The organism is Lysobacter enzymogenes (assembly GCF_900106525.1).
Lineage (GTDB): Bacteria > Pseudomonadota > Gammaproteobacteria > Xanthomonadales > Xanthomonadaceae > Lysobacter > Lysobacter enzymogenes.
Map to the genome: position 1 here is coordinate 255,303 of NZ_FNOG01000007.1, position 26,787 is coordinate 282,089.

General features: G+C 70.8%; 26 protein-coding genes. 15 read left to right on the top strand and 11 right to left on the bottom strand.

What is annotated here, in order from left to right; all coding sequences use genetic code 11:
- Positions 1 to 29 precede the first annotated feature (29 nt).
- Complete coding sequence (locus tag BLU84_RS18405; RefSeq protein WP_139175110.1) at positions 30 to 440, bottom strand: hypothetical protein; 411 nt, start codon at positions 438 to 440, stop codon at positions 30 to 32.
- A 382-nt stretch (positions 441 to 822) separates the two neighbouring features.
- Here BLU84_RS18405 and BLU84_RS18410 point away from each other — a divergent pair, with 382 nt between their 5' ends.
- The gene (locus BLU84_RS18410; RefSeq protein ID WP_074870736.1) at positions 823 to 1,500 is read left to right on the top strand and encodes a class I SAM-dependent methyltransferase; all 678 of its coding nucleotides are present in this window, start codon (positions 823 to 825) and stop codon (positions 1,498 to 1,500) included.
- Positions 1,501 to 1,676: 176 nt separating this feature from the next.
- Entirely contained in the window at positions 1,677 to 2,192 is a 516-nt protein-coding gene (locus BLU84_RS25840) for a hypothetical protein (protein WP_083382819.1), read from the top strand.
- Positions 2,193 to 2,353: 161 nt separating this feature from the next.
- Here BLU84_RS25840 and BLU84_RS18420 read toward each other — a convergent pair whose 3' ends face one another.
- Positions 2,354 to 2,764, bottom strand: a complete 411-nt coding sequence (locus BLU84_RS18420; protein ID WP_074870739.1) for a RidA family protein — start codon at positions 2,762 to 2,764, stop codon at positions 2,354 to 2,356.
- A 111-nt stretch (positions 2,765 to 2,875) separates the two neighbouring features.
- On the opposite strand from BLU84_RS18420, the gene BLU84_RS18425 reads away from it, so the two are divergent.
- Positions 2,876 to 3,823 carry a LysR family transcriptional regulator gene (locus tag BLU84_RS18425; RefSeq protein WP_074870740.1) on the top strand — a complete coding sequence of 316 codons (948 nt, stop codon included), beginning with the start codon at positions 2,876 to 2,878 and terminating at the stop codon, positions 3,821 to 3,823.
- A gap of 60 nt (positions 3,824 to 3,883) precedes the next feature.
- Here the strand turns inward: BLU84_RS18425 and BLU84_RS18430 are convergent, their stop codons facing one another.
- The 3 genes from BLU84_RS18430 to BLU84_RS18440 all read right to left on the bottom strand — a co-directional run bounded on the left by BLU84_RS18430 (position 3,884) and on the right by BLU84_RS18440 (position 9,037).
- Positions 3,884 to 4,270: a DUF3060 domain-containing protein gene (locus BLU84_RS18430; protein WP_083382822.1), complete on the bottom strand. Its 387-nt coding sequence runs from the start codon at positions 4,268 to 4,270 to the stop codon at positions 3,884 to 3,886.
- A 336-nt stretch (positions 4,271 to 4,606) separates the two neighbouring features.
- The gene (locus BLU84_RS18435; protein WP_074870742.1) at positions 4,607 to 7,798 is read right to left on the bottom strand and encodes a multidrug efflux RND transporter permease subunit; all 3,192 of its coding nucleotides are present in this window, start codon (positions 7,796 to 7,798) and stop codon (positions 4,607 to 4,609) included.
- Between the two features lie 9 nt (positions 7,799 to 7,807).
- Positions 7,808 to 9,037 (bottom strand): efflux RND transporter periplasmic adaptor subunit, encoded by a 1,230-nt coding sequence (locus BLU84_RS18440; RefSeq protein WP_211664568.1) that lies wholly within the window; start codon positions 9,035 to 9,037, stop codon positions 7,808 to 7,810.
- Positions 9,038 to 9,477: 440 nt separating this feature from the next.
- Here BLU84_RS18440 and BLU84_RS18445 point away from each other — a divergent pair, with 440 nt between their 5' ends.
- Positions 9,478 to 9,696: a hypothetical protein gene (locus BLU84_RS18445; RefSeq protein WP_074870744.1), complete on the top strand. Its 219-nt coding sequence runs from the start codon at positions 9,478 to 9,480 to the stop codon at positions 9,694 to 9,696.
- Between the two features lie 207 nt (positions 9,697 to 9,903).
- Here BLU84_RS18445 and BLU84_RS18450 read toward each other — a convergent pair whose 3' ends face one another.
- A complete protein-coding gene (locus BLU84_RS18450) occupies positions 9,904 to 10,800 on the bottom strand; it encodes a LysR family transcriptional regulator ArgP (protein WP_074870888.1) in 897 nt (298 codons plus the stop codon).
- A 127-nt stretch (positions 10,801 to 10,927) separates the two neighbouring features.
- Here BLU84_RS18450 and BLU84_RS18455 point away from each other — a divergent pair, with 127 nt between their 5' ends.
- Positions 10,928 to 11,545, top strand: coding sequence for a LysE/ArgO family amino acid transporter (locus tag BLU84_RS18455; RefSeq protein WP_074870745.1), 618 nt, complete (start codon positions 10,928 to 10,930; stop codon positions 11,543 to 11,545).
- 82 nt (positions 11,546 to 11,627) lie between these two features.
- Here the strand turns inward: BLU84_RS18455 and BLU84_RS18460 are convergent, their stop codons facing one another.
- Entirely contained in the window at positions 11,628 to 12,401 is a 774-nt protein-coding gene (locus BLU84_RS18460; RefSeq protein ID WP_083382826.1) for an alpha/beta fold hydrolase, read from the bottom strand.
- 202 nt (positions 12,402 to 12,603) lie between these two features.
- Between BLU84_RS18460 and BLU84_RS18465 the strand changes: the two genes are divergently transcribed.
- A complete protein-coding gene (locus BLU84_RS18465; RefSeq protein WP_074870747.1) occupies positions 12,604 to 14,064 on the top strand; it encodes an HD domain-containing phosphohydrolase in 1,461 nt (486 codons plus the stop codon).
- Positions 14,065 to 14,084: 20 nt separating this feature from the next.
- Here the strand turns inward: BLU84_RS18465 and BLU84_RS18470 are convergent, their stop codons facing one another.
- Positions 14,085 to 14,498 carry a septal ring lytic transglycosylase RlpA family protein gene (locus BLU84_RS18470; protein WP_074870890.1) on the bottom strand — a complete coding sequence of 138 codons (414 nt, stop codon included), beginning with the start codon at positions 14,496 to 14,498 and terminating at the stop codon, positions 14,085 to 14,087.
- Positions 14,499 to 14,910: 412 nt separating this feature from the next.
- Here BLU84_RS18470 and BLU84_RS18475 point away from each other — a divergent pair, with 412 nt between their 5' ends.
- Positions 14,911 to 15,351 (top strand): hypothetical protein, encoded by a 441-nt coding sequence (locus BLU84_RS18475; RefSeq protein WP_074870748.1) that lies wholly within the window; start codon positions 14,911 to 14,913, stop codon positions 15,349 to 15,351.
- Positions 15,352 to 15,385: 34 nt separating this feature from the next.
- A complete protein-coding gene (locus BLU84_RS18480; protein ID WP_074870750.1) occupies positions 15,386 to 15,910 on the top strand; it encodes a PaaI family thioesterase in 525 nt (174 codons plus the stop codon).
- A 133-nt stretch (positions 15,911 to 16,043) separates the two neighbouring features.
- Here the strand turns inward: BLU84_RS18480 and BLU84_RS18485 are convergent, their stop codons facing one another.
- The 3 genes from BLU84_RS18485 to BLU84_RS18495 all read right to left on the bottom strand — a co-directional run bounded on the left by BLU84_RS18485 (position 16,044) and on the right by BLU84_RS18495 (position 20,018).
- The gene (locus tag BLU84_RS18485; RefSeq protein WP_074870752.1) at positions 16,044 to 18,812 is read right to left on the bottom strand and encodes a hypothetical protein; all 2,769 of its coding nucleotides are present in this window, start codon (positions 18,810 to 18,812) and stop codon (positions 16,044 to 16,046) included.
- 311 nt (positions 18,813 to 19,123) lie between these two features.
- The gene (locus BLU84_RS18490) at positions 19,124 to 19,537 is read right to left on the bottom strand and encodes a VOC family protein (protein ID WP_074870754.1); all 414 of its coding nucleotides are present in this window, start codon (positions 19,535 to 19,537) and stop codon (positions 19,124 to 19,126) included.
- 31 nt (positions 19,538 to 19,568) lie between these two features.
- Complete coding sequence (locus BLU84_RS18495; RefSeq protein ID WP_074870756.1) at positions 19,569 to 20,018, bottom strand: helix-turn-helix transcriptional regulator; 450 nt, start codon at positions 20,016 to 20,018, stop codon at positions 19,569 to 19,571.
- A 206-nt stretch (positions 20,019 to 20,224) separates the two neighbouring features.
- Between BLU84_RS18495 and BLU84_RS18500 the strand changes: the two genes are divergently transcribed.
- The 7 genes from BLU84_RS18500 (at position 20,225) to BLU84_RS18530 (ending at position 26,765) form a co-directional block, all read left to right on the top strand.
- Complete coding sequence (locus tag BLU84_RS18500) at positions 20,225 to 20,722, top strand: lipocalin-like domain-containing protein (protein ID WP_083382830.1); 498 nt, start codon at positions 20,225 to 20,227, stop codon at positions 20,720 to 20,722.
- Between the two features lie 228 nt (positions 20,723 to 20,950).
- Positions 20,951 to 21,676, top strand: a complete 726-nt coding sequence (locus tag BLU84_RS18505; RefSeq protein ID WP_233431185.1) for a COG4705 family protein — start codon at positions 20,951 to 20,953, stop codon at positions 21,674 to 21,676.
- 148 nt (positions 21,677 to 21,824) lie between these two features.
- The gene (locus BLU84_RS18510) at positions 21,825 to 22,049 is read left to right on the top strand and encodes a hypothetical protein (RefSeq protein ID WP_074870892.1); all 225 of its coding nucleotides are present in this window, start codon (positions 21,825 to 21,827) and stop codon (positions 22,047 to 22,049) included.
- A 281-nt stretch (positions 22,050 to 22,330) separates the two neighbouring features.
- Positions 22,331 to 23,053 carry a DUF3348 family protein gene (locus BLU84_RS18515; RefSeq protein WP_233431184.1) on the top strand — a complete coding sequence of 241 codons (723 nt, stop codon included), beginning with the start codon at positions 22,331 to 22,333 and terminating at the stop codon, positions 23,051 to 23,053.
- Position 23,054: 1 nt separating this feature from the next.
- The gene (locus tag BLU84_RS18520) at positions 23,055 to 25,493 is read left to right on the top strand and encodes a DUF802 domain-containing protein (protein WP_074870759.1); all 2,439 of its coding nucleotides are present in this window, start codon (positions 23,055 to 23,057) and stop codon (positions 25,491 to 25,493) included.
- Positions 25,490 to 26,155: an OmpA family protein gene (locus BLU84_RS18525; RefSeq protein WP_074870760.1), complete on the top strand. Its 666-nt coding sequence runs from the start codon at positions 25,490 to 25,492 to the stop codon at positions 26,153 to 26,155. The genes BLU84_RS18520 and BLU84_RS18525 overlap by 4 nt, the downstream gene beginning before the upstream one ends.
- Positions 26,145 to 26,765, top strand: coding sequence for a DUF2894 domain-containing protein (locus BLU84_RS18530; RefSeq protein WP_074870762.1), 621 nt, complete (start codon positions 26,145 to 26,147; stop codon positions 26,763 to 26,765). The genes BLU84_RS18525 and BLU84_RS18530 overlap by 11 nt, the downstream gene beginning before the upstream one ends.
- Positions 26,766 to 26,787: the final 22 nt, after the last annotated feature.

Below are 26,787 nucleotides of genomic sequence, written 5' to 3' on the forward strand. Positions count from 1 at the left end.
CCGCGCCGCTGCGAGCCGGGTGGCATCGCTCAACGACCCGACGTCGCTGCCTTGCTGCCGCGCTGGGTGCGCGGCACGCACACTGCGCAGGCGCCGTTGATGCCGTCGTCCAGCTCGTAGACGGTGTGATGATGGTCGGACAGATAGCTGTCGGGCCCGAGCACGAACGGCACCGCGTTGTCTTTGGGCGCGGCGAGCTTGCAGTACTCGATCGCCCCCTTGGTGGCGCCGCGCCACTTGTCCTTCTCGACGATGCCGCACTTGGCCAGGAATCCCTTCAGTTCTTTGCCGTCCATGTCGAAGCGGGCCACGATCTTCGGCTCGTGCTGGTCCTGCAGGCACCAGTCGGGCGGGATCACGTCGTGCGCCGCGCACAGCGGCGACAGCGCCATCGAGACGGTGAAACAACACAGGGCGAAGCGGATACGCGACGGCGACATAACGACTCCTGTCGTTGGGGGTGCACGGTCCACGGTACGTCCGCCGCGGCGCCGGCCTCCAGCGCGGTCGCGGGTATAAAACGGGAATCTTTGCGCGCAAGTCGTTGTTTCGCTTCCGAACCGGACTTGCGCGGCAGCGACGGCGCGGTGTCGGCGTTGCGACCGCTGTCGCGTTCGCTCGGTGCGGCGGCGCGCGCTGGGCGGCCGCGGGCTGGCGCGCTGCGGCGCGATTGCGCAGCGCCCCGGCATTCGCCGCGCTCGCGCGCGCCCCGCCGCGGCCTCGCCCGGCGGCGTCTTGACAAGGCCGCTCACATGAAACATTAATTGTTACGTGATATTTCGCCTCCCGACCCCGGGCCGCGCCCCCGACCCCTTGCCCGCGATGAACCCCGCCGACGCCTTTGCCGACCCCCAAGCCGTCTCGCGCTATGCCGAGCGCACCGCGCGCATCGTCCCCGGCCTGCGCGACCTGCACGCCATGGCCGGCCTGCTGCTGGCCGAGCGCGCGCCGGCCGACGCGCGGGTGCTGGTGCTCGGCGCCGGCGGCGGGCTGGAACTGGCCGCGTTCGCCCGCGCCCGGCCGGGCTGGCGTTTCGACGGCGTCGACCCCTCGGCGGAAATGCTGCGCCTGGCCGCGGCCACGCTCGGCCCGCTGGCGCCGCGCGCGCGCCTGCATCAGGGCTACATCGACAGCGCGCCGGACGGCCCGTTCGACGCCGCGGCCTGCCTGCTGACCCTGCACTTCCTGCCCGAACCCGAACGCCGCGCGACCCTGGCCGAGGTCCGCCGCCGGCTCAAGCCCGGCGCCGCGTTCGTGGTCGCCCACCACAGCTTCGGCGCCGACGAAGCCGACCGCTGGCTCGCGCGCAACGCCGCGTTCGCGGTCGCCTCCGGGGTGCCGGCGGAACAGGCCGAAGGCTCCATCGCCGCGATCCGCGAACGCCTGCCCGTGCTCGCGCCCGAGCGCGACGCGGCGCTGCTGCGCGAAGCGGGCTTCGCCGGGGTCGTGCTGTTCTATGCGGCGTTCACCTTCAAGGGCTGGGTGGCTTACGCCGCGTGAGGCTCGGTTCGCCGCGTGCTGAGCGCGCGCATGTCGCCCCGCGCTGATCCAGCGTCGCCCCGCGCGGTAACGACGCCCCGCACGAAGCACGACTTATGGGAGAGGAAGCCGCCCGCGCCGGCCGATACAGTCCGCGCTCGAACGGCGCACGGCGCGCTGCGGGCAGGGGCAGCACGATGGCGGGATCGCGCGCGCGCGGCGGCATGTTCATGGCGGCCTTCGGCACGATGTGGCTGGTGGGCGGCGTGCTCGGCGAGTTTCCGTCGATGCCGTGGCTGGCCGCGATCGCGGTCGCCTTTGGTGCGGCGTTGTTCCTGGCGAACTGGCGCGCGTTGCGCGCGCAGCCGGCGGCGCTGGAGGTCGAAACTTCGGCGGAAGCGCAGCGCATTGCGCGCCGTTTCCGCCTGGTCAACCTCGGCCAGTGGGCGGCGGTCGCCGCCGCGGCGATCGGTTTGAACGCGATCCACCGGCCCCAGTGGATCGTGCCCGCCGGCGTCGCCATCGTCGGCCTGCATTTCCTGCCGCTGGCCGCGCTGTTCCGCAATCGCGCGCACTACCTCACCGGCGCGGCGATGGTGGCGCTGGCGGTGGTGTTGCCGTGGCAGGTTCCGATCGCCGCGGCGATTCCGCTGCTGTGCCTGGGCGCAGGCGCGGTGTTGTGGCTCAGCGCCTTGAGCGCGGCGCGGACTTAAGCGCGTTGTCGTCCGCAGCTACTTGTAGGAGCGGCGCGAGCCGCGACCGCGCCAGGACGACGATTGCGCAAGTTGCGTCGTAGCCGCGATGTCGCGGTCGCGGCTTGCGCCGCTCCTACAGGGGGCTGCGGCTGGTTGCGGTAGCGACACCGATACGGCGATCAGGCCGCGTTCGCGGCGCCGTCGCGCAGCCGGACGACGACCTTGATCTCGAAGTCGAACCCGGCCAGCCAGTTGACCCCGATCGCGGTCCAGTTCGGATACGGCGCGTCGCCCATGACTTCCAGGCGCACTTGCTGGATGGTGTCGAACTGCTGCTGCGGATCGGTGTGGAAGGTGGTGACGTCGACGATGTCGTCGAACGTGCAGCCGGCTGCGGCGAGCACCGCGGCGAGGTTGTCGAAGGCCAGCCGCACTTGCGCTGCGAACTCGGGCTCCGGCGAGCCGTCCTCGCGGCTGCCGACCTGGCCGGAAACGAACAGGAAGCCGCCGCTGCGGATCGCCGGCGAGTAGCGGTGCTGGCGGTAGAGATCGTGGCGGGCGGCGGGGAATACGGCATCGCGCTGGGACATGGGGGCGTTTTCCAGTGGGGAGGAGGCGCCGCGGCGGGCGCAACGGGGTCACTGTAATTCCTGCGCCCAAGGGCGATAATCGGCACTCAATCCAAATCACTCGTGCATCCCATGCAGGAACGAGGCGGCGCAGAGCTGCAACAGATCGAGGCCTTCGCCGCGGTGGCCGAGCACGGCGGTTTCGCCGCGGCGGCGCGCGCGCTCGGGCGCGACGCGTCGGTGGTGTCGCGGCGCATCGACGCGCTGGAGGCGCGATTGGGCGTGCGCCTGCTGTCGCGCACCACCCGGCGGGTGGCGTTGACCGAAGTCGGCGCGACTTACTTGCGCCGGGTGCAGACGATCCTCGCCGAGCTGGCCGCGGCCGATGTCGAAGCCGCCGAAGCCGCGGCCGCGCCGCAGGGACTGTTGCGCCTGGCGCTGCCGGCCGAATTCGCCCAGCGCTGGATCGCGCCGTGGCTGGCCGACTTCCTTGCCGAATATCCCAAGCTGCGCCTGGAGCTGTCGCACAGCGACCGCTTCGTCGATCTGGTCGCTGAGGGCTTCGATGCGGCGGTGCGAATCGGCGAGCTCGCCGACAGCAGTCTGGTCGCGCGGCGCCTGGCCGGGTTCGAAACCCTGCTGTGCGCCGCGCCGTCCTATCTGCAGCGCCACGGCCATCCGCATCATCCCGACGATCTGCAGCGCCATGCCTGCCTGGGCATGCCGAAGGCGCGGTTCTGGCCGGACTGGAAGCTCGTCAGCGGCCGTCGGCGCAGCGTGCAGCGCATCCCCGCCGCGATCGTGTCCGACGATGGCGAAGGCCTGCTGGCCGCATGCATCGCCGGCGCCGGGATTATGCCCGCGCCGGAATGGCTGATCGGCCGCGAACTCGCGCAAGGGCAGTTGCTGCGGGTGTTGCCGCAATGGCGCGTGGATTACGACGGCGCCGTGCATGCGGTGCTGCCGCCGGGACGGCTGGTGCCGGCGAAGACGCGCGCGTTCGTGGACCGGCTGGTGCGCGAGTTCGAACCGCAGCCACCGTGGCTGCGTGCGGTGCCGGCGCGTTCGCGACGGCGATGACGTCGGCTTTCCCGCGCGCCGCAGCGCGCGGGAAAGCCGCGATGCTTCAACCCAAGCGGCTCAGCGCTTGGACACGCCGCTGCCGGCGCCGGTCACCGAGCTCGCCGGACGGCCGGTCTTGGTCGGCGCCGACTTGTAATACACGTGCGATTCGGCGCCGACGATCTCGACTCGCTTGACCGAGTCCACCTGCACGGTGTTGCCGGCGCCGTTGACCGAGATCAGCGACAGCGGGCCGGACACGGTGATGCGGTTGTTGGCGCCGACCAGGTGCAGCTCGCCGCCGGTGCCGACGAAGTTGCGTTGCAGGTTGGTGCCTTCGATCGAGATCCTGCCGTCTTCCTCGACGACCTCGCCGGTCTCGCCGGCGCCCAGGGGCGCGGCGTGCAGCAGGCCGGAAAAGCCCAGGGACAGCAGCAGGGTCAGCGACGCGATCTGATTCTTCATGCGTGAACTTCCTTCCTTGAGAGGGGGCGCTATGCCGCGCGGCCGTGGCGGCCGGCGCAAGCCCGGCGATTCTAGCCAGCCGATGCGGGTCGGTTTGCGACAGGCCTTGCGGAAGAGGCGCAGCCACCGCGGCGAAGCGGAGGCGCCGACAGGCTTCGAGCAGAGCGTAAACCGCCGCAAACCCTTGCGGGTGCGCGGTTGCGCAAGAGGCGGCTTGGGCGATATCGCGATATGAACGAAGGCTAAGCCGGGCGTGCGGCGCGCGCCGCGCAACGCGGGCGAACGCGACACCGCGCACTGCCGGGGCGCGCCACAGCGCCCCGGCGCGGCTACGCGTCAGTGCGCCGGCGGCGGCCCGTCGCCGCGGCGGTGGCGCAGCCCGGTGAGTTTCTGCGCCGTGCGCCGCACCAGCAGATAGAACAGCGGGATGTAGAACACCGCCAGCACCGTCGCAGTGAGGGTGCCGCCGACCACCGCGGTGCCGATCTCGATGCGGCTGTTGGCGCCGCCGCCGGTCGACAGCGCCAGCGGCAGCGCGCCGAAGATGAAGGCGAAGCTGGTCATCAGGATCGGCCGCAGGCGCAGGCGCGCGGCTTCCAGCGCCGCCTCGACCGTGGCGACGCCGCGGCGTTCGGCCTGTTCGGCGAACTCGACGATCAAGATCGCGTTCTTCGCCGCCAGGCCCATCGTGGTGATCAGGCCGATCTGGAAATACACGTCGTTCTCCAGCCCGCGCAGGGTCACCGCCACCACTGCGCCGATCAGGCCCAGCGGCACCACCAACAGCACAGCGACCGGGATCGACCAGCTCTCGTACAACGCGGCCAGACACAGGAACACCAGCAGCAATGCCAGCGCATACAGCAGCGGCGCCTGGCCGGTCGACAGGCGTTCCTGATACGACAGGCCCGACCAGGCAACGCTTACGCCAGGAATCGCGCGCGCGAGTTCTTCCATCCGCGCCATCGCCGTGCCGCTGCTGACGCCGGGCGCGGGCGTGCCCTGCAACTCGGTAGCGGGCACGCCGTTGAAGCGCAGCAGCGCGGTCGGCGATTGCGCCCAGCCGAGCGTGGCGAAAGCCGAGAACGGCGTCATCTGCCCGTTGGCGCCGCGCACATGCCACTGGTACAGGCTCTGCGGCTCGTTGCGGAACGGCGCATCGCCCTGCACGTAGACGCGCTTGACCCGGCCGCGGTCGATGAAGTCGTTGACGTAGCTGCCGCCCCAGGCGGTGGACAGCGTGGCGTTCACCGAATCCTGGGTGAGACCGAGGCTGGAGAGCATCTGCGCATCGCTATTGACCCGCAGCGTCGGCGTGTCCGGCAGCAGAGTCGGGCGCACCGAACCCAGCAGCGGGTCGCGCTGGGCGGCGGAGATCAGCTTGTCGCTGGCGGCGGCGAAGTCGGCGCGCGACATGCCGCTGGTGTTCTGCAGCTCCAGGGTGAAGCCGGTGGTCTGGCCGAAGCCGCGGATCGGCGGCGGCGCCAGCACGAACACGCTGGCGTCGCGCAGGCCCGACAGCGCTTTGGACACGCGGCCGATCATCGCATCGGCGCTGCCGTCCTCGGTCTCGCGCTGCGACCAGTCGACCAGGCTGACGAAGCCCTGGCCGGAGTTCTGCGACGCGGTCGGGCCGCCGCCGCCGGCGACGATGAAGGCGGCGCTGATCAGGCCGGATTCGTTCTTGCTCAGATAGTCGTTGACCTGATCGCGCACTTCGCTGGTGCGGCCCAGGGTGGCGCCGCCGGGCAGGCGGAACTGCACGTTGACCCGGCCCTGGTCTTCCGACGGCAGGAAGCCGGTGGGCAGGCGCAGGAACAGCACGCCCAGCGCGGCGGCGATCAGGACATAGCTCAGCAGCGCGATCCAGCGATGGCGGAAGATCGACTGCACGCTGCTCAGGTAGCGGCCGGTGGCGCCGTCCAGGGTGCGGTTGAAGCCGCCGCCCAGGCGCGCCGGCAGCGCCGCCAGCTTCGGCGCGCGCCGCGCCAGCCAGCCCGGCCCTTCGGCGGCCTGTGCGTGCGGCGACTTGAGCAAGGTCGCGGTCAGCGCCGGGCTCAGCACCAGCGCGACCAGCACCGACAGCGCCATCGACGAGACGATGGTCAGCGAGAACTGACGATAGATCACGCCGGTGGAGCCGCCGAACATCACCATCGGCAGGAACACCGCCGACAGCACCAGGGCGATGGCGATCAGGGCGACGTTGATTTCGCGCATCGAGGCGATAGTGGCCTGGCGCGGGGTCATGCCCGGGTTCTCGTGCATCAGCCGCTCGACGTTCTCGACCACGACGATGGCGTCGTCGACGAGCAGGCCGATCGCCAGCACCAGGCCGAACAAGGTCAGCGTGTTGATCGAGAAGCCGGCGGCATAAATGATGCCGAACGTGCCCAGCAGCACCACCGGCACCGCGATCGCCGGGATCAGCGTCGCGCGCCAGCTCTGCAGGAACACGAACATCACGATCACCACCAGCACGATTGCTTCGATCAGGGTCTTGACCACTTCGCTGATCGACAGCTTGATGAAGTCGGTAGCGTCGTTGAGGTAGGCGACCTTCCAGCCCTGCGGCAGGTTGGCCGACAGGCGCGTGACTTCGGCGCGGACCAGTTCGGCCGATTCCAGCGCGTTCGCGCCGGGCGCGAGTTGCAGCGCCATGCCGGCGGCGGGGTGGCCGTTGAGCAGGCTGGAGGAGTTGTAGTTCTCCGAACCGATCTCGACCCGCGACACGTCGCCGAGCCGCACCGAGGCGCCGTTGGCCTGGGTCTTGAGCACGATCTGGCGGAACTGCTCGGCGGTCTGCAGGCGGGTCTGCGCGGTCACCAGCGCGTTGAGCATCTGCGTGGCCGGCTGCGGCTGATCGCCGATCTGGCCGGCGGCGACTTCGGCGTTCTGGCTGCGGATCGCCGCGAGCACGTCGCTGGGCATGAGCTGGAACGAGGCCAGCTTGGCCGGATCCAGCCACACCCGCATCGCGTACGGGCTGCCGAACACGTTGGCGTCGCCGATGCCGGCGATGCGTGAGATCGGATCCTGGAAGTTGGTGGTGAGGTAGTCGGCGATGTCGCGGTTGGTGACGATGTTGTTCTCGTCGTAGATCGCCACCAGCATCAGGTCGTCGGGATTGGCCTTGCGTACCACGATGCCCTGTTGCTGCACCTGCTGCGGCAGGCGCGGGATCGCCTGCTGGACCTGGTTTTGCACCTGCACCTGGGCGATGTCGGGATCGACGTTGGTGTCGAAGGTGACCGAGATGGTGACCTGGCCGCGCGAGGTCGAGGTCGAGCTGAAGTACAGCATCCCGTCGATGCCGGTGAGCGTCTGCTCGATCACCTGGGTGACGCTGTTCTCGATGGTCTCGGCCGAGGCGCCGGGGTAGTTGGCGCGGATGCTGACGTTGGGCGGGGCGACGTTGGGATACTGCGAGATCGGCAGATTGCGGATCGCGAACGCGCCGGCCAGCATCACCACGATGGCCAGCACCCAGGCGAAGATCGGGCGCTCGATGAAAACGCGGGAGATCATGCGCGCGCCTCAGCCTTGCTTCGCAGGCTGGGCGCCCGGCGCTTGCAGCTTCTGCGGAGTCGATGCAGGCACCGCGCGCACGGTGGCGTCGCGGCGCAGCGAGCCGATGCCTTGGGTCACGACCTTGTCGCCGGGGTTGAGGCCGGTGCTGACGATCCAGTCGGCGCCGTCGACGCGGTCGGCGCCGATCGGCCGCTGCACCGCCTTGTTGTCGGCGCCGACCACCCACACGAACGCATCGCCGGTGGGGCCGCGTACCAGCGCCTGCTGCGGCAGGCGGTAGGCCTGCGCCTGGGTCGCCTGGGCCAGCCGCGCACGCACGAACATGCCCGGCAGCAGCAGGCCGTCGGGGTTGGGCACGCGGATGCGCAGGGTGACCGTGCCGGTGGCTTCGTCGACCAACACTTCGGAGAACTGCAGCGTGCCCGGCTGCGGATAGTCGCTGCCGTTGGGCAGGACGATGCGCGCGCTGGTCTGGCTGGCCTGCACGTTGCCGGCCGACAGTTGCTCGCGCAGCGCCAGCAACTGCTGCGCCGATTGCTGCACGTCGACGTAGATCGGATCCAGGCGCTGGATCGTCGCCAGCGGCGCGGCCTGGTCGGGCGTGACCAAGGCGCCGACGGTGACCAGCGAACGGCCGATGCGGCCGTCGATCGGCGCCGGCACGGTGGTGAAGCGCTGGTTGATGCGCGCGGTCGACAGCGCCGCTTCGCGCTGGGCCACGGCCGCGCGCGCTTGATCCGCGGCGGCGACGGCGTTGTCGTAGTCCTGGCGGCTGATCATCTGCGTGGCCACCAGCGACTTATTGCGCTGGGCCAGCAGATCGGCGGCCTTGAGCGCGGCGCGCGCGTTGCTGAGGTCGGCTTCGGCCTGCTCGGCCGAGGCGCGGTACAGGCTGGGATCGATCTGGTACAGCGGCTGGCCGGCGCGCACCAGGCTGCCTTCCTCGAACATCTGCTTCTGCACCAGCCCGCCCACCTGCGGGCGCACCTCCGAACTCTGGAACGCCACTGCGCGGCCGTTGAATTCGTTGGTCAGCGCCACCGTGGTCGGCTGCATGACGACATAGCCGACCTCGATCGCGCGGTTCTGGCCGTCGCCGGCTTGCTTGTCCTTGCCGCCGCCGCAGGCCGTCAGGGCCAGGCAGGTCAGGGCCAGGGAGGCGGCAGCGAGTGTGGGCAGGCGATGCGGGAATCCGGCGCGGCGGGCGGGACGATGGGCGAGGGATGCGTCGAGCAAGCGGGTGTCCATGGGTCCGTGGGGCGCCGTGCGGCTAAACCGTCGCAGACAGTAGCACTGAGACCCGGTCACGACGCTGACATGAACATGACAACGCACGGTCGGCGGACCGGTGCACACAGCGCGGGCTCGCCGACCTTGCCGACCTTGTCGGATGGGCGCGCGGGGCGCCACCCTGGGGGGGGAGTGGAGCCGGGCCGAATGGGTTGCGGATCGGGCGGGCCGCGGATCGGTGCGGGCGGGCACCCGCATGCAGCGAGTACAGCCGCCGCACTTTCGCGCCACACGTGATGCGCAGAGGGTGCGCATTGCATGTTGCGAGCCGCTGCAACACAACCGGAGCATCGCTCGCGCGAGCGACTGTGTCCCTATACTCGATCCGGCGCCGGCACGAAGACGGCGCCGGATCGAATCGGATTTTTTATCTAAGGAGAGATGGAATGAAGCGAAACGCTATCGGCTGGACCGCATTGGCGATGCTGATGTTCGGCATGGGTTTCGGCGCGTCGGCGACGGTGCCCGACCCGCAGGAGTGCCAGGATTCGTGCAATTTCTGGTTCGACCAGTGCGTGTTGGAAGGTCAGCCGACCAGGACCTGCGCCAAGGAGCAAGTTCGCTGCATCCGTACCTGCCTGCTGTTGGGCGGTCAGGGCGGCTGAACCGGGCGAGCGCTCGCAGCGCTCGCGTAGCTTGTCGCATTCCGGCCGCGGCGACCCCGCGGCCGTTTTCGTCGCACGGCACGCACGGCCGAGTCACCACGCAGATGGACCGCTACCGCAACTGCATCAACGGCGCCAAGGGCGGTCGATTCGGCGGCGATCCGGCATCGGGCCGACCGCCCGCCCCACGCAGCGCAGGCCGTCGCGCTAGAGCCGCAGCGCTTCGGCCGCGGCCTCGCGCAGCGCCGCGCCGATGCGCTGCAGCACCGCCGAGCGCACCGCCGCGTGCTGCCAGTACAGCGGCACGTCGAGCGAGCGGCCGGGATCGATCAGCACGATGCGCCCGGCGCGCAGAGCCGCGCCGGTCAGCGATTCCGGCGCTAGGCACCAGCCCAGCCCGAGCGCGGAGGCCTCGACGAAGCCGGTCGAGGTCGGCACGTAGTGCACCGGCGGCGCCAGCCTGGCGCGGGTGACCCTGCGCACGTAGCGCCATTGCAGTTCGTCCTTGCGGTTGAACACGATCATCGGCGCGCGCGCCAGCGCGGCGGCGTTCATGCCGTCGGCGAAATGGCGCGCGGCGAACTGCGGCGAGGCGATCGCGCGGTAGCGCATGGTGCCCAGCGGATGCACGTTGCAACCCTGCAGCGCGGCGGCCTCGGCGGTGATCGCTGCGAGCGCGGTGCCGTTGCGCAGCAGGTCGAGGGTGTGGTCCTGATCGTCGACGCGGATGTCGAACAGGTAGCCGTGGCGCTGGTGCAGGCGCGCCATCGCCGCCAGGAACCAAGTGTCGAGCGAGTCGTCGTTGACCGCGATCACGATCGGCCGGGTCGGTGCGGCCTCACGGTCCTCGGGCAAGAAGTCGGCCAGCGCCTCGGCTTCCAGCGCCTGCATCGGCCGCACCCGGCGCAGCAGCCGCTCGCCGGCGCGGGTCGGCCGGCACGGCGCCTGGCGCACCACCAGCACCTGGCCGAGCCGGTCCTCCAGCGCCTTGATCCGCTGCGACACCGCCGAGGAGGTGACCGACAGCCGGCGCGCCGCGCCCTCGAAGCTGCCTTCCTCCAGCACCGCGGCGAACGCGGCCAATTGCGGGTGGAGAAGGTCCATGGCGCGCTCCCGGCCGGCGGCCGACATTAGAAATTCTTGACACTGTAAAGGAAAATTAGCTGGCCTTAATGCGGCCCGGGCGGCAGGATGCGCCATCCCCGCAATCGCAACCGTTCTGGAGTCCGCCATGTTGTCCGCCGCCGCCCTTGCCGGCTTTCTCGCCAGCGCCGGCCTGATCATCGCCATCGGCGCACAGAACGCCTTCGTCCTGCGCCAGGGCCTGGCCCAGCGCCACGTCGGCCCGGTGGTGGCGATCTGCGCGCTGAGCGACATCGCCCTGATCCTGGCCGGCGTGGCCGGCATCGGCGCGCTGGTGCAGGCCTGGCCGGCGCTGCTGCAGGCGCTGCGCTTCGGCGGCGCCGCGTTCCTGGGCATCTACGGTTTCCTGGCCGCGCGTCGCGCCTGGCAGGGCAGCGGCGGGCTCGATGCCAGCAATGCCCAGCAGCAGACCCTGCGCACCGCGGTGCTGACCTGCCTGGCCTTCACCTTCCTCAACCCGCACGTCTATCTGGACACGATGATCCTGCTCGGCAGCCTGTCCACGCGTTATGCCGGCGAACTGCGCTGGGCCTTCGCGATCGGCGCCTGCGCGGCCAGCATCGTCTGGTTCGTCTCGCTGGGCTTCGGCGCGCGCCTGCTGCAGCCGGTGTTCCGCAACCCGCGCGCGTGGCGGGTGCTCGACGGCGGCATCGCGGCGTTCATGTGGGCGCTGTGCGCGATGTTGCTGTGGCAGCCGTTGGGCTGAGCGCGGCCGCAACCGGCGCGAATGAGCGAACGCCCGCGTAAATGCGGGCGTTCGCATTTCACGGCGCGCGTTCGCGCAGCGGTCACTTCTTGCCCTGGGCCGCCTGCTCGATCAGCTGGGCCACCGCGTCGGGCTGCGACACGTAGATCGCGTGGCTGCCCTTGGCCTCGACCACACTGGCGCCGGCGCGCTTGGCCATCTGGCGCTGCGCCGCGGGCGGGATCATGCGGTCGTAGCCGGCGACCAGATACCAGCTCGGCTTGGACTTCCACGCCGGCACCGTGACCTTGCCGGCCAGCGCCTCCACGCCCCACGGCACCTGCGAGTCGGCCATGAAGCGCGCTTCCCCGGCCGATACGTCGGCGGCGAAGGAGGCGGCGAACTTGGCCGGATCCAGGAACAAAAAGCCCTCGCGCGGCGGCAGGATCGGCGGCACCGGCGCGCCCGGCGCGGGGTTGGCGATCAGGGTCTGCACCGATTCGCCCGCATCCGGCGCGAACGCGGCGATGTACACCAGGCGCTCGACCTTGGCATCGGTGCCGGCTTCGGAAATCACCACGCCGCCGTAGGAGTGGCCGACCAGCACCACCGGGCCGTCTTGCTGGGCGATGGCGCGCTTGACCACGGCCACGTCGTCGGCGAGCGAGGTGGTCGGGTTCTGCACCACGGTGACCCGGTAACCGTCCTTGGCCAGGCGGTCGTAGACCCGCTTCCAGCCCGAGCCGTCGACGAAGCCGCCGTGCACCAGCACGACGTTCTTGGCTTCGGTCGGGGCGGCGGTCTTCGGTGCGGCAGCGGCGGTGCCGGCGAGGGTCAGGGCGGCGGCGGTGGCGAGAGCGAGCACAGTGGCGTTCATGAGAAGTCTCCAGGGCGTAGGGAACTGCGGGATTCGAGGGGCGGAAGGGGCTTGCCTTCCGTGGGATGCAGGTTGCGCCCGCGCTGCCTGCGCCACCATCGGTTGAATGACCGAGGCAGGCGCGGGCGCGCCGCCGCTAGACTGCGCTGCGGCCTCGCCGCGCTCGCTCACTCAATCTCTCTTCGTCTATAGAGCCGCCCGCATGGACCCCGCCTGCGTACCCTTGCTCGACGCGATCCGCTCGCTGGCTTTCGTCGGCGACCTGTCGATGGGCCAGCCGATCGATCATTCGCCGCGCGCGGCCTGGATGGCCGTGCAACTGGCCCGCGCCGCCGGCGGCGACGAGGCGGCCTGCGCGCAGGCCGCGGCCGTGTCCCTGCTGCGCTGGTCGGGCTGTACCGCCAACGCGCCGGACTTCGCGCAACTGTTCGGCGACGATGTCGGCGGCCGCAAGGCCTTGCTGGCCGCGCGCTCGGCCGGCAGCGGCTTTCGCGCCGCCTCGCGCGGCAAGCCGTCGGCGTTTCGTTCGTTGTCGCGGATCCATTGCGAAGTCTCGGCCATGATCGCCGCGCAACTGGGCCTGGACGAGACGACCCGCTTCGCGCTCGGCCATCTGTTCGAAAGCTACGACGGCAGCGGCGCGCCGGACGGATTGGCCGGCGATGCGGTGCCGGCGTCGGTGTACTTCGCGACGATCGCCGGCGACCTGGACATCTTCGGCCGGCTCTACGGCGTCGAGCAGGCCCGCGCCCTGATCGGCCAGCGCGCCGGCGCGCTGTATCCGCGCGCGCTGGCCGCGCCGGCCATCGCTCACGCAGCCGATTGGCTGGCCGCGCTCGACGCCGATCCCGGCCTGTCCGGCCGCTGCTCGCTCGGCGCCGCGTTCGCCGGGCGCGAAACGCCGCTGGAACTGCTGGCCCATGTCATCGACCTCAAGCTGCCGTGGATGACCGGCCACTCGCTGTGGGTCGCGCAACTGGCGCGCGATGCGGCGCAGACGCTCGGGCTGGATGCGGCCAGCCAACAGCGCCTGTACCGCGCCGGGTTGATCCACGGCATGGGGCGCGCCTCGGTCCCCAATGCGGTCTGGGACACGCCCGGCCCGCTGCCGCAATGGGCCTGGGAACGGGTGCGGCTGGCGCCGTACTGGACCGGGCGCGCAGCGCGCCAGATCGGCTCGTTGGCGGGCGAGGCGCAACTGGCCTCGTGCGCTTACGAACGGCTCGACGGCTCGGGCTATTTCCGCGAGGCCGACGCGGGATCGTCGACGCCGCAGGCGCGCATCCTCGCCGCGGCTGCCGCGTGGGCGGCGTTGCGCAGCGCGCGGCCGTGGCGCGAGGCGTTTTCCGAGGAACAGGCCGCGGCGATCCTGCAGGCCGATGTCGCGGCCGGGCGCCTGGATGCGCAGGCGGTGCGCGCGCTGCTGCGTCCGCACGCGGCCGCGACGCGACGCGCGCCGACGCCGTCGGCACCGCTGCTGAGCGAGCGCGAACGCGATGTGCTGCGCTGGATCAGCCTGGGCGCCAGCAACAAGGTGGTGGCGCAGAAGCTCGCGATCAGCCCCAGCACCGTGCGCACCCATGTGGAGAACGCGTTCCGCAAGCTGGAAAGTTCGACCCGTGCGGCGGCGACGCTGAAGGCGACGCAGTTGGGGTTGTTGTAGCGCAGTGTCGCTGCAGCGGCCTACAGCACCTGATAGTCGACGCTGACCACGCCCTGGTCGGGATGGGCGATCTGCAGGAACGCGCCGTAGGTCAGGTCGATGCAGATCGGCCAGCCGAAGCCGCCGCGGTCGTTGATGCGCACCACCACCGAGCGGCCCTGGTAGCTCACCCGCACCTGGGTGCCGAACGGCAGCGAGTTGTGCGCGGCGGCCAGGGCGAAGCGGTGGAAGGGTTCGCCGCTGGCGGTCGGCCAGCCTTCGGGGATTTCGCCTTCGGCGCCGTACCAGGTGGCGCTGCAGACCGCGAGCGTGCCGGCGGCGAGCGGCGGTTGCGGCTGCAGCGGCGAGGATTGGGCGAACGCGGCGGCGGATGCGGCCAGCGCACCGGCGGCGAGCGCGGCGCGGACGAAGCGGGTCCAGGCGGTGGAGGTCATCGCGGTTTCCTCGAAGGGCGAACGACGCGCGCGCGATGCCGCCGGATGCGGCACCGCGCGCGGCCGCACGGCTGCGCGTGCTTGCCGCATGGGGGAGGTCGGGCATGGGCCGACGCGCGGGGCCATTGGACGCAAGCCGGGTTCAAGGCCGCGCGAAGCCGCGCTGGTACGCGCTCGCAGTTTTTAGCCGCCGCGCGTCACGCCGGCACCAGTGCGCGCGGGCTTATGCGCAGACGCTCGCAATGTGGCGCGGCCGCGCGTCACAGGCGTTCGCCAACGGGCTGAACCGACCGGCGCAGCGAGCTTCCGCGATCCGCACGCGCTTGGGCTTCACGGCGCCCGCGCACCGGCGTTGTAGCCGGGTGCAGGCGTTCGGATCGCGTCGCGGCCGACCGGCCGACAGGAGGCGGGCATGAGTGCATGGGCTTGGGTAGGCGCGGGCTGCTACGTAGGGGCCTTCGCGATCGTGCTGGCGTTCGCGCTGGCGTATCTCACCCGCCGGCGCTTCATGCCGTATCACCGCGCCGCGGCCGATCAATCGTGGGACAGCCTGTCGCCGCGTCTGCGCTTGTTGCTGCTGGCGCTGATGCGCGCGCTCGGCGCGGCGTGGCTGGCCTGCGTCGCCGGCGGCGCGCTGCTGTTGAACGAATGGGTGCTGACCCGGCCGGGCTTCGCCGCGCTGGCGTTGTTCCAGGCGTATTGCCTGCTCGCGTTCGGCCCGCAAGTCGCGATCGCCGCCGGCTTGGGACGGGCGACCGGCGCGCGCACGCCCGTGGCCGCCGCCGCTGCCGCGCTGGTCTTGTCGCTGCTGGGATTCGCGCTGTGTGCGTTGGCGTTGCACGCGGCGGAGTGAGCGGCAATCAGCGGCCCATCGAAGGAGAGCGCGAATGCGCCGCGACAACACATTCTGGGCGATGGTCGATGGCCGCTTGCCGCTGCCGGCGGCGGCGACGCTGCTGGGCTGGCGCTTCCAGGCCCATAACGAGACCGACCGCAGCGTCAGCGTGAGTTTCGACGCGAGCGATGCGCTGACCAATCCGCTCGGCCAGATCCACGGCGGCTTGCTGGCGGCGATGCTCGACGATTGCATGGGCCCGGCGATCTACGTCGAGCTGCCGCCCGACCGCATCGCGGTGACGGTGGAATCGAAGACCGTCTTCATCCAGGCCGCGCGGCCGGGCCGTCTGTTCGGCTATGGCCGGATCGAGCACTGGCGCGGCCAGCTGTGCTTCGTGTCCGGGCGGCTCAGCGACGGGCAGGGGCGGGTGCTGGCGACGGCAACGGCGACGTTCCGCATCGGCCATCTGCGTTGGCGCGGGTGGCGGGTGCCGGGGCCGTTGGTGCGGCATTTGTTGCGGCGGCAGTTGCGTAAGCGGGCTGCGGTGAAGGCGGTGACGCAGGGGGAGGGATGAGTTCGATCTAGATGAGCGCACGGGTGCGCTTCGGTTTCGGCGTTGGACGTCGGAGTTCAACGCCGGCACTGAGAGGTCGAGCACCCAGTCAGCTACTGCCACACGGTTGGACGCCGAAATTCAACGCCGGGGCTCAGAGATCCAGCACCCAGTCGTTATAACCGGGGAAGTAGGTCGGGTGCTTGTCCATATACTCCTTGACCTCGTCCATGCTGTCCTTCTCGCGCTTGAAGTCGTCCTTGCGCTTGCCCGGGTCGAGGAACTCGACATAGGTGTCGGCGCCGCGGTCCTTCTCCCACTTGCTCTTGAAGTCGGCGAATTCCTCGCGGTGGAAATCGAAGATGCTGCGGTCGCCCGGCGCCTGCCGGCCGCCCCAGTCGGCGCCGCGCAGCTCGCGCAGGTTGTTGATGTAGTCGCGCGCGTTGCCGAAGCTGTTGAGCGTGGTCACCGCGTAGTCGTACTTGAGGTTCCAGTCGCCCTGGGTGACGCCGTCGTCGCCGAGCTTCTTGAACCAGTCGTACTGCTCGCCGGCTTCCTTCTTGTCCTTGGCGTTGTTGACGAACACCGAGACCAGTTCGGAGGCCACGCTCAACAGCATGCCCACCGGCCCCAGGCCGCGGGTGATCGCGCCGACCACGCGCTCGGCCACCGCGCCGGCGGCCTGGCCGCCGACCGCGGAGACGAACTTGCTGCCGGCCTTGAGCAGGTCCGGCGCCAGATCCAGCGTGCCGGACACCACGTTGAGCACCGCGTCGGCCTTCTCCGCCGCCGAGCTGTCGCCTTTGAAGGCTTCGGCCGCGCCCATGCCGCCGGTGACCACGCCGAGCACGCCGCCGGCCTTGCCGGAGTAATCGGACAGAACCTTCAACGTGGACTGGGAAATGCGCGAGAGATTGCCCTTGGCCGCATCGCCCGCGGTCTGCTCCAGGCCCTTGACGATCTGATCGCGATTGGCCACGTCGACCGGCGGAATATCCGCGGCGCGGACGTTGTCGCCGACCGCCGACACCGCCTGGTTGCCGTAGCGCGTTTCCACGCCGATGTTTTCCTTGACCTGCTTGTCCACATCGAGCAGGTCCAGGGCCGAACCGTCGATGCCCTTGCCGAGGTTGCCCAGCAGCTTCTTGGCGTCGGGCAGCGAGCCGACCATGCCGATGATGCCGCCGGCGACCGCGAGCTTTTCCTCCGGCGTCTCGCCGAAGCCGTCCTTGACCAAGCCGCGCACGGTCGAGGCGATGCCGATGGCGCCGCTCACCGACGGCAGCAGGCCGCTGGAGTCGAGATTGCTGATCAGGCCGCGGATGGTGTCCTTCTTGTCGCTGCGGAAATCGACGTTGGCGAAGGCCTTGTCGATGTCCTCCGGCGCGTAACCGTTCTCGCGCAGCTCCTTGGCGACCTGGGCGAAATCGCGCTTGGCGTCGTCGCCGCCCTTGCCGAGGAATTCCTTGATGCCCTCGGTCAGGTCGACCGGCAGCTTGGCCTTCTCCATGGCGTTGGTGATCGCGCCGAGCCCCGCTTCGACGCCGTCCACTTCGGCCTCTGGGGTGAACTCGCCGTCGGCCAGACCGGCGTCGATGTCGCGCGCCAAGGCGTTGATCGCGAACTTCTGCCCCGAGGCCTTGGCGCGGTCGGGATCGAGCAGCGACAACTGCGAGATCGCATCCTCGACATCGGCCTGTGCGCGCGGCTGATCCCACTTGGGCAGCTTGCCGATCTCCTGTACGTAGTCCGGGCTCTCGACCACCTTGGCCAGGTTGTCGGCCATCGACTTGCGCTGTTCTTCGGGCACCTTGCCGATCGCTTCCTTGAGGCTCTTCTGGTACAGCGACGACACCTGCTCGTCGCGCATCAGCGCGTCCAGGCGCTGGTTGATCTTGCCCTCGTCGAGCATCTCCTTCATGTCCGCCGGCTCGAGCTTGAGCAGGTTCTCGGTCTCGGTCTTGGTGCGGCCGCCGACGTTGATGTGGCGGTTCTCGTAGACCGGATGGACGAACTTGCCGTTGGTGACCGCGCTGCGCGCCTCGATCATGCGCAGGAACTCGCCCTGCGGGCTGCCGTCGTAGAGGTCTTTCTTGCCCTTGAGCTCGTCGATCATCAGCTTCATCGCCGCGTCGCCGACCTTGAGCTTGTGGCCGTCGACCTCTTCACTGGTTTCCAGCGAGAACACGTCGGTCTTGGCGGTCGGATCGAGCTTGGCGCGCTCGCGCGCGTTGTCGATGGTCTGCTGGCCGACGTCGAGGTAGCTACGCTCGGCCAGTGCGTACACGTCCGGCGATTTGGCCGGATCGACCGCGAACTTGCCGCCGTCCTTGGTTTCGAAGCGCAGCCAGCCGTTTTCGTACTCGCCCGGATAGGACACGTTCTTGATATCGCCGTAGAGAACGCGGTCGTCCTTGCCCAGCTCGCGGAAGCCGTCGTTGAGGATGTCCTTGGGCGGCTCGGAGGGCTTGTCGTCCTTCGGCGGCGCCGGCTCGGGCTGCGGCTCGGGCTTGCGCGCGGTGTCGATGAACTCGCTGGCCTTGTCCTTGGGAATGTGGTCGTCGCCGAAACCGCGGCTGACGCCGTCGAGCACGCGCTTACGGTCGCTGTCGTCGATGCGGCCGTTGTCGACCAGCTTGTCGAGCCGGTCCTTCTGCAGCCACGAACCCAGCGCGCCTTTGTCCTTCTCCATCACCGTGCCGATGAAACGACCGCGGTCCTCGGGGCTCAGCGTCGGCAGGAACTCGCTGGCCAGCGCTTCCAGGCGACGGTCGTAGTCGTCCTTCTTGGCCTTCTTCTCGCCGACGTCGTGCAGCTTGTCGGCCAGATCCTCCAGTTCGGCCTTGCTCGGCGATTTGTAGTCGCTGCTGCCGGGGACGTAAGCGGCGGCTTTGTTCTGCAGATTGAGGGCTTGGACGGACATGGGGGCGCTCGCAGGGTCGTCGGTACGAGGGGAAGGCCGGATCGGCGGCGCGCATCGCAGCCGAAGGCGATGCGGGCGGCGGCGCGAACGGCGCGCCGCGAAGGTGCGCGACCAACTTGGCGCCGCGGCGCGCGGCGGTGAACTGGGGCAAACCCGAGGTCGGGCGCGGCGAACTGCAAACCCGCCGCGCAGATTCAGGATCATGCACGCGTATACGCAAACGCGATGCCGCGCGTGGCGCGCGGCATCGCGACGGATGCGTTCAATCTTTCAACGCGCGCCGACGAGCGCGCGTTCGCGGAGTCGCGCGATCAGGCCGCGCTGGCCTGGATCCGGATCATGTTGCCGGACGGATCGCGCACTGCGCAGTCGCGCACGCCGTAGGGCTGGTCGACCGGCTCCTGCACGATCTCGACATCGCCGGCCTGCAGCTTGGCGAACACGCCGTCGAGGTCGGGCGTGGCCAGGTTGAGCATGGCGTAGCTGCCCTTGGCCATCATCTCGGCGATGGCGCGCTTTTCCGCATCGGTAAGGCCGGGCGTGGCCTGCGGCGGGTACAGCACGATCGCGGTGTCGGGCTGGCCGGCCGGGCCGACGGTGATCCAGCGCAGGCCCTGGTAGCCGACGTCCTTGCGCACTTCGAAGCCGAGCGCGTCGCGGTAGAAGGCCAGCGAGGCTTCCGGATCGGTGTGCGGGAGGAAGCTGGAATGGATGCTGAGGTTCATGGCGGTCCTGCGTGGGTGGTGGCGGGAGACGTCATGCTACGTCCGGCCCCTCGGCCGGCGCTTCTCGATTCCTGATCGGTCGCGTCACCTGCTTGGCCACGCAGGCCGGCATGCCTTCGGTGGCGGCCGCGGACTGGCGCTGGTAGACGCTGGGCGGCATGCCGACCAGTTCGGCGAAGCGGGTGCTGAAGGTGCCCAGCGACGAGCAGCCGACCGCGAAGCAGACCTCGGTGACGCTGAGCCCGCCCGCGCGCAGCAGCGCCATCGCCCGTTCGATCCGCCGGGTCATCAGATAGGAATAGGGCGATTCGCCATAGGCCGCGCGGAACTGCCGGCTCAGGTGCCCGGCCGACATGTGCGCGCCGCGCGCCAGCGCTTCCACGTCCAGCGGCTGCGCGTACTCGCGGTCGATGCGGTCGCGGACCCGGCGCAGGCGCGCCAGGTCGCGCAGGTGGACGGGATCGGACGGCGAGTCGTTCATCACCGCGATGCTGCCATCGCGCCGGGGCGGCGCTCAAGTGAGATCCGTCATGGCGCGCATCACGCACGGACGTTCGCGGCGCGGCCTACGCGACCGATGGCACGGGCCCGCGTCCGCGCGAGCGCGCACCATCGGCGCGGCGACCCCGGCGCGCGTTGCCGCGCGGCCCGCGCGACTCATTGCGATTCCATCGACAGGAACCCGGCATGCACCTCATCCGCACCGCTGTATCCGCGACCGCATTGGCGGCCGCGCTGTCCATCGCCGCGCCGGCCAGCGCGGCCGAGGCCGCCGATTTGGTCGGCACCTGGCGCGTCGAGCGCATCGTCGATACCGACGCCGACGGCAAGGCCCACTATCCCTACGGCGAGACACCCAAGGGTTACATCGTCTACGACGCCACCGGCCATCTGCACGTGCAGGTCATGCGCACCCCGCCGATGCCGCCGTTCGCCTCCGGCGACGACCTGCGCGGCACCGATGCGGAACTGCGCGCGGCCTACCGGGGGTATATCGCCTACTTCGGCCGCTACCGGGTCGATGCCAAGAAGGGCATGGTGACGCACCAGGTCGAAGGCAGCCTGATGCCCAGCTACACCGGCACCGACCAGCCGCGTCCGTTCCGCATCGAAGGCGACGTGCTGACCATCGAAGGCGAGAGTGGAGGCGGGCGCTTCCTGCGCCAGTTGCGGCGGGTGCGCTGAGCGGTCGCCGGCCACGATACCCCGCCTTGCGCGTGAATCCAGGCGAAACCGCTGCGCGGCGGCGCGCGTTCGCCCGGCCGGATCGGACGCGGTTCCGACAAATCGCCTCGCACACTGGCCACGCGTTGCGAGCTCCGCGCCGCGCCGTCCCCGCCGCATTCCCATTTCCCGTCCGCCGCCCGCGCCATGACGACCGCTGACTCCCCGCCATCCTCCGCCTTGAGCAAAGTGCCCCAGGTCACCGCCGCGTTCTGGGCGCTCAAGGTCCTTGCCACCACCCTCGGCGAGACCGGCGGCGACGCGGTGTCGATGTCGATGGACCTGGGCTATCTGGCCGGTACCGGGATCTTCGCCGTGTTGTTCGCGCTGGCGGTGTCGGCGCAGATCCGCGCGCGCCGTTTCCACCCGCTGCTGTACTGGACGACCATCGTCGCCAGCACCACGGTCGGCACCACTCTGGCCGATTTCGCCACCCGCTCGCTCGGCATCGGCTACACCGGCGGCACCGCGCTGCTGTCGGCCTTGCTGTTGACCTCGCTGTGGGCCTGGCACCGCAGCCAGGGCTCGATCGCGGTGGAGAGCGTGGCCGGGCCGCGCGGGGAGGCCTACTACTGGCTGACCATCATGTTCTCGCAGACGCTGGGCACCACGCTGGGCGATTGGGCCGCCGACACCGCCGGCCTGGGCTATCTCGGCGGCATCGGCGCGTTCGCGCTGGCGCTGGGCGCGGTCGCCGTCCTGTACTGGTGGACGCAGCTGTCGCGCACGCTGTTGTTCTGGGCCGCGTTCGTGCTGACCCGCCCGTTCGGCGCGGTGGTCGGCGATTTCCTCGACAAACCGCTGGCCAGCGGCGGCCTGGAGCTGAGCCGCTACGCGGCCTCGGCGGTGCTGGCGGCGCTGATCCTGGCCGGCGTGCTGCTGTTGCCGCAGCGCGCGGCGCAACGCGCGCACTGAGCGCGGCGGCCGGTTTCGTCGCCTCCGGCCGGGTTCCGTCGCGCGCGCGGTGGGTTTCGTCGCCGCGCGCTTGCGGCGCCGGCGCGGGCACCGCAGGGTGAGCCTGTGCCCGCCCCGCGGCGCCGCCGTCCCCGCCGAGGAACCCGAAGTGAAAACGCTGCTCGCCCTGCTCGCCTGGTGCCTGTTGTTCGTGCTGTGCTGGCCGTTGGCCCTGCTCGCGCTGGTGCTGTGGCCGCTGGTGTGGTTGCTGGCGTTGCCGCTGCGATTGCTCGGGATCACCCTGGGCGCGGTGCTCGCGTTCCTGCAGTCCTTGCTGTATTTGCCGGCGCGCGCGCTCGGCTGGCGCCCGGCGCGGGCGCAGTGCGCGCCGTGAGCCGCGCCGCACAACCCTGTGTAACCAGCCGCCCCTGAAGAGCGGAGCCTTATGTGCAGCGGCTGAGCCGCAGCGGCGACGCGCGCCCCCGCGCGGGCGCCGCTGCGGCCGAAAATCGTGGCGCGGCAAGCACGTCGGCCGGGTCGAGTCAATGCATTGGCGGCGATTAATTCAATTCAGCCGCGATGACCGCCGGCCCAACCGCCTCGCCGGGGCCGACGCCGGGCGGACGCGCACGGCGTGTAAAATGACGAACTTTTAGCCAGACCAGTTTGTTGATAGTGGAATCTCCCCGACGGGCGGCGGTCCGTGGTCCCACCTTAATCCGCCTGCTCGCCCGGTTCGCCGACGCGGACGTTGCGCCCAGTGCGCCGCCGCTGTCGGACCGGCTCAGCCAATGGATCGAATGGACGCAGTCCCTGGCCCTGTCTTCGGTCCTGGACGGCGCCGCGCCCGTGCCCGGCTTCGGCGCGCCCACGCCGGTGGGCGCGGAGGAGCGCGAATGCGCGCGCGTGCGCCAGGCGCTGGCTGCGGCGATCGCCGGCGACCGCGCCTTCGCCGCCGCTGCGCCGTCGCGCGCGCCCACGCGCTCGGCCGCCGCGAGCGAGGACGCCAGCGATTTCCCGTTCTTCCGCCAACGCTATCTGGTCCTGCAGCAGACCCTGGACGCCGGCGCCGCGCGCCTGCGCGAACGCCTGCGCGACCGGCTGACCTCGGCCTCGCCCGAACTGTCCAAGCTCGCCGCGATCGACGCGGTGATGGAACGCGCGCTGGCGCGGCGCGAACGCAGCCTGCTGGCGGCCGCGCCAGCGCTGCTGGGCCGGCGCTTCGAGCGCCTGCGCCAGGACGCGCACGCCGCGGCCGGCGACGGCGCGCCCGCGCCCGAGGCCTGGCTGCAACCCTTCCGCCGCGACATGCACGACGCATTGCTCGCCGAACTCGACGTTCGCCTTCAACCCGCACACGGCCTGCTCGCGGCCCTGCGCGCGCACGCACACGACTGACATGCCCAACAAAATCGCATTCCCCGCCGTCTTCATCGCCGGCCTGGCCGCCATCGTCTGGGTCGCCGCCGGCTATCTGGGCGCGCACCCGCTGGCCCTGGCGGTGGTCGCGCTGATCGGCGCCGGCTACCTCATCGGCGGGGTGGAGTTGCTGCGCTACCGCCGCGCCACTGCGACCCTGGACCAGGCCGTCGCCGCCGCCACGTCGGCGCCGCCGGCGCAGCTGGGCGAATGGCTCGGCCGCCTGCATCCGTCGCTGCGCAACGCCGCGCGGCTGCGCATCGAAGGCGAGCGCGCGGCGCTGCCGGCGCCGGCGCTGGCGCCGTATCTGGTCGGCCTGCTGGTGCTGCTGGGTATGCTCGGCACCCTGTTGGGCATGACCGTCACCTTGCGCGGCACCGGGCTGGCTCTGGAAAGCGCGAGCGATCTGCATTCGATCCGCGAAGCCATCGCCGCGCCGGTCGCCGGCCTGGGCTTCGCCTTCGGCACCTCGATCGCCGGCGTCGCCGCCTCGGCCATGCTCGGCCTGCTCGCCGCGCTGTGCCGGCGCGAGCGCGCGCAGGCGGTGCAGAGCCTGGACGCCGCCATCGCCGGCGCGTTGCGCCCGCATTCGCGTACGCGCCAGCGCGAGCGCTCGTTCGAACTGCTGCAGAGCCAGACCGAAGCGATGCCGGCGCTGGTCGAGCAGTTGCAGGCGGCGATGGCCGCGCTGGAACGCCACAGCCAGGCCGCGCACGAGCGCCAGATCCAGCAGCAGAACGCGTTCCATGAGCGCACCGAGGCCGCGTATGCGCGCCTGGCCGAATCGGTGGAGCGTTCGCTCAAGGACAGCATCGGCGAAGGCGCGCGCGCCGCGGGCGCGGCGCTGCAACCGGCGGTGGACGCGACCATGGCGGCAGTCGCGCGCGACAGCGCGGCGCTGCATGCGCGGGTCGGCGAAGCGGTGCAGCAGCAGCTCGACGGTTTGTCCGCCGGCTTCGCCGCGGCCGCGACCGCCGCCGCCGGCAGCTGGACCGCCGCCCTGGCCGATCACCGCAGCGGCAACGAAACGCTGCTGCGCGATCTGCGCGGCGCGCTCGACGGCTTCGCCGGCACTTTCGAACGCGGCGCCGCCGGCCTGCTCGAACAAGTGTCCGCGCGCATGGACGGCAGCGCCGAGCGCAGCGCGCAGGCCTGGGATCAGGCGCTGTCGCAGCAGAGCCAGGCGCACGAGGCTTCGGCCGAGCGCAACCGCGCCGCGCTCGACACCGCCGCGTCGGCGTTCGAACGCCACGCCGCGGCGCTGGTGAAAGTGGTCGAAGGCTCGCATGCGGACCTGCAATCGGCGCTGGAATCGCGCGACCGCGAACGCTTGTCGGCCTGGACCGACGCGTTCGGCGCGATGACCGCGGCGCTCGGCGAGCGCTGGGAACAGTCCGAAGCGCGCAGCGCCGGGCGCCAGCAGGAGATCTGCGAAACCTTGGCGCGCACCTCGCAGGATCTGTCCGGCCACGCGCAGGCGCAGGCGCGCGAGACCATCGCCGAAATCTCGCGCCTGGTCGATGCCGCCTCCGAAGCGCCCAAGGCCGCCGCCGGCGTGGTCGCCGGCTTCGAGGCGCACGCCGCCGAACTGGTGCGGATCGTGCAGGAATCGCAGGCGCAGCTGCAGTCGGCGCTGGACTCGCGCGAACGCGAGCGCCTGGACGCCTGGACCGAATCGTTCGGTGCGATGACCGCCGAACTGAGCCAGCGCTGGCAGCACGCCGGCGACACCGCGGCCAGCCGCCAGCAAGAGGTGTGCGACACCCTCGCGCGCACCGCCCAGGACGTGTCCGAGCGCACCCAGGCGCAGGCGCGCGACACCATCGCCGAGATTTCGCGCCTGGTCGACGCCGCATCCGAGGCGCCCAAGGCCGCGGCCGAAGTCGTCGCCGAGCTGCGCCAGAAATTGTCCGACAGCATGGTCCGCGACACTGCGATGCTGGAAGAGCGCAACCGCCTGCTCGCGACCCTGGAAACCCTGCTCGACGCGGTCAACCACGCCTCCGGCGAGCAGCGCGCCGCGGTCGACGCCCTGGTCGCGTCTTCGGCCGAATTGCTCGAACGCGCCGGCGCGCGCCTGAGCGAGCGCATCGAAACCGACACCGGCAAGCTCGACAGCGCCGCCGCCCAGCTAAGCGCGGGCGCGGTGGAAGTGGCCGGCCTGGGCGACGCCTTCGCCGCGGTGGTGCAGCAGTTCGGCGAGACCCACGAACGCCTGGCCGAGCGTCTGCATAGCGTGGAGACCGCGCTGGACAAGTCGCTGGCGCGCAGCGACGAGCAACTGGCTTACTACGTGGCGCAAGCGCGCGAAGTGGTCGATCTGAGCGTGCTCAGCCAGAAGCAGATCATCGAGGAATTGCAGCGCGTGTCCGACGGCCGCGCCGATGATCGCGCCGAAGCCGGAGCGCAGGCGGCATGAGCGCGGAAGTCGAGGTCGACGACGCCGGCCACGGCGTCGACGGCGGCGCCCCGGTGTGGGCCGCGTTCGGCGACCTGATGTCGGTGCTGCTGGGCGTGTTCGTGCTGATCCTGGTCGGCGTGATCGGCGCGCAGATGCAGCTCAGCAGCCGGCTCGACGAGGAAGTGAAGCAGCGCCGGATCGAAGCGCAGCGGCGCCAGACCCTGGAACGCGCGCTGGCCGCGCCGCTGGCCAGCGGCCGGGTGACCCTGGTCGACGGCCGCATCGGCATCAGCGGTAGCGTGCTGTTCGCGCTGAACTCCGATCAGTTGCAGCCCGAAGGCCGCGAACTGCTCAAGACCCTGGCCGGGCCGCTGCGCGAGTACCTGCGCTCGCGCGACGAAATCCTGATGGTCAGCGGCTTCACCGACGACCGTCAGGTGCTCGGCAGCAATCGCCAGTTCGCCGACAACTGGGAACTGTCGGCGCAGCGCGCGCTGACCGTGACCCGCGCGTTGATCGCCTCGGGCGTGCCCGAGAGCGCGGTGTTCGCCGCCGCGTTCGGCGCGCAGCAGCCGGTCGGTTCGAACGCCGACGAGGCCGGGCGCAGCAAGAACCGGCGCGTGGAAATCGCGCCGATGCCGCGGCCCGCTCAGCCCGCCGCACCCGCGCATGCGCGCTGACGGCCTGGACCCGCGCGCGACCGTCGAGGCCTGGCGCGCGCAAGGCGCCGACCGCCTCGATCGCGCGCGCTTCCACCGCATCGACGCGATGGCGCGGCGCGCCGCCGGCGCCGAAGGCGAGTTGCGGCGGGTGCTGGAAGGGCGGGTGTATTCGCTGATCGGCGCCTATGCCGACGACCTCAAGCGCGCAGCGAACATCGAGGCCGCAGCGCCGAGGCCGGATGCGGCGACCTTGGCGCCCTTGGTCGAACGGCTCGAACGCGAAGCGGCGCAGCGCGCGCAAGCCTGGGCCGGCGCCGACACCGAACCGGCCACGTACCCGCGCCTGGCCGCGCTCGACGAATTCCGCGCACGCTGGTCGCGGCTGAGCCTGGACCGGCAGGTGCGGCAATCGCTGGAACGCGCGCCGGGCGACGCCGGGCCGCTGAATTCCGGCCGGCTGGTGCATCGCGCACTGAACCTGATGCAGTCGCTGTCGCCGGAGTACCTGCAGCAGTTCCTCGGCTACGTCGATGCATTGGCGTGGATGGAACGCCTGGGCGAAGGCCTGCCCGAGCCGGAAGACGCCGCGCCGGCCACCGGCAAGCGCGGGCGCAAGCGCCGCGAGTGAGGCCCGGCTAACGCGGCAGGAA